The organism is Pseudomonas sp. NPDC087598 (assembly GCF_044743525.1).
Taxonomy (GTDB): Bacteria; Pseudomonadota; Gammaproteobacteria; order Pseudomonadales; family Pseudomonadaceae; genus Aquipseudomonas.
The window spans coordinates 1-1,642 of the sequence record NZ_JBIUWQ010000147.1 but is presented as its reverse complement, the minus strand read 5'-3'; the positions used below and the strand labels follow the sequence as shown (position 1 = coordinate 1,642).

Here is a 1,642-nt window from a genome sequence, read left to right as displayed (position 1 = left end):
GGTTCAGTTCGTGGGAAATGAACGGGCCCAGTTGGTGGTTCGGGTGGGTGCGTTTGGTGACGCGATAACGGCGGTCATTGTGGCCGGTCATCACGGTCATGTCTTGCAGGTGGCAGTGACCGCCTTCTTCGCACACAGGGCAGTCGTGCGGGTGGTTGGTCATCAGCCATTCAACAACACTGGCGCGGAACGCTTTGGATTCTTCATCTTCGATGGAGATCCAGGTGTTGTCGGTGGCAGGCGTCATGCACGACATGACGATGCGACCACGGGTGTCGTTCTCGTCGGTGTACTGCTTGACCGCGCACTGGCGGCAAGCCCCGACGCTACCAAGCGCGGGGTGCCAGCAGAAATATGGAATGTCGAGGCCCAGCGACAGACATGCCTGTAACAGGTTGTCTGCCCCGTCGACTTCGAGCGCTTTGCCGTCTACGTGGATAGTGGCCATGGTTCAAAGGTCTTCGTTGGCCCGGTGTCAGCGGGCGTGGCTAATGGAATCTTGTTATCCGTGCGAATCAAACCAGCCTCGAAAGGCGTCATCGCAGGAGGCGAAGGGCCCAGGCCCTTCGCCTTTTTAAGCGTTTACGCGCCGACTACGATCGGCCTTGCCAGAGGCGGGACGGCGGCGCTTGCAGGCGCGATACCGGCTTCGAACTCTGGACGGAAGTATTTGATGGCACTGCCCAACGGCTCCACGGCTCCCGGTGCGTGAGCACAGAAGGTCTTGCCCGGGCCGAGGAAGTTGACCAGACCCAGCAGGGTCTCGATGTCACCTGGCTGACCGCGGCCTTCTTCGATGGCCATCAAGAGCTTGACGCTCCATGGCAAACCATCACGGCACGGGGTGCAGAAGCCGCAGGACTCGCGAGCGAAGAACTGCTCCATGTTGCGCAGCAGCGACACCATGTTGACGCTGTCATCCACCGCCATGGCCAGGCCGGTACCCATACGGGTGCCCACTTTGGCGATGCCGCCGGCATACATTTGTGCGTCGAGGTGTTCAGGCAGGAGGAAACCGGTACCGGCACCACCTGGTTGCCAGGCCTTGAGCTTGAAGCCGTCGCGCATGCCACCGGCGTAGTCTTCGAACAGCTCGCGACCGGTGACGCCGAACGGCAGTTCCCACAGGCCCGGGTTTTTCACTTTGCCGGAGAAACCCATGAGCTTGGTGCCCATGTCTTCACTGCCTTCACGTGCCAACGATTTGTACCAGTCAACGCCGTCGGCAATGATCGCCGGCACGTTGCACAGGGTCTCAACGTTGTTCACGCAAGTCGGCTTGCCCCACACGCCAACAGCGGCAGGGAAGGGCGGCTTGGAGCGCGGGTTGGCGCGGCGGCCTTCGAGGGAGTTGATCAGTGCGGTTTCTTCACCGCAGATGTAACGCCCGGCGCCGGTGTGGACGAACAGCTCGAAATCGAAGCCGCTGCCCAGAATGTTTTTACCCAGCAGGCCCGCTGCCTTGGCTTCTTCCACGGCACGGTTGAGGTGCTTGGCGGCGGTGGTGTATTCGCCACGCAGGAAGATGTAGCCACGGTAGGTTTTCAGTGCGCGGGCACTGATCAGCCTGCCTTCGATCCGCAGATGGGGCAGTGGCTCCATCAGCATGCGGTCTTTCCAGGTGTTCTTCTACAAAACATCC

The 1,642-nt window shown here is 60.8% G+C and carries 1 protein-coding gene and 1 pseudogene; both read right to left on the bottom strand.

The genetic code is table 11. The features are described 5' to 3' along the window. Positions 1–448, bottom strand: a 448-nt coding sequence (locus tag ACIOWE_RS30130; protein WP_401398605.1) for a 2Fe-2S iron-sulfur cluster-binding protein, incomplete at its 3' end; no start/stop codon positions are given. Between the two features lie 134 nt (positions 449–582). After that, a pseudogene (locus ACIOWE_RS30125) lies at positions 583–1,626 on the bottom strand (NADH-ubiquinone oxidoreductase-F iron-sulfur binding region domain-containing protein); the annotation flags it as partial. Positions 1,627–1,642 lie beyond the last annotated feature (16 nt).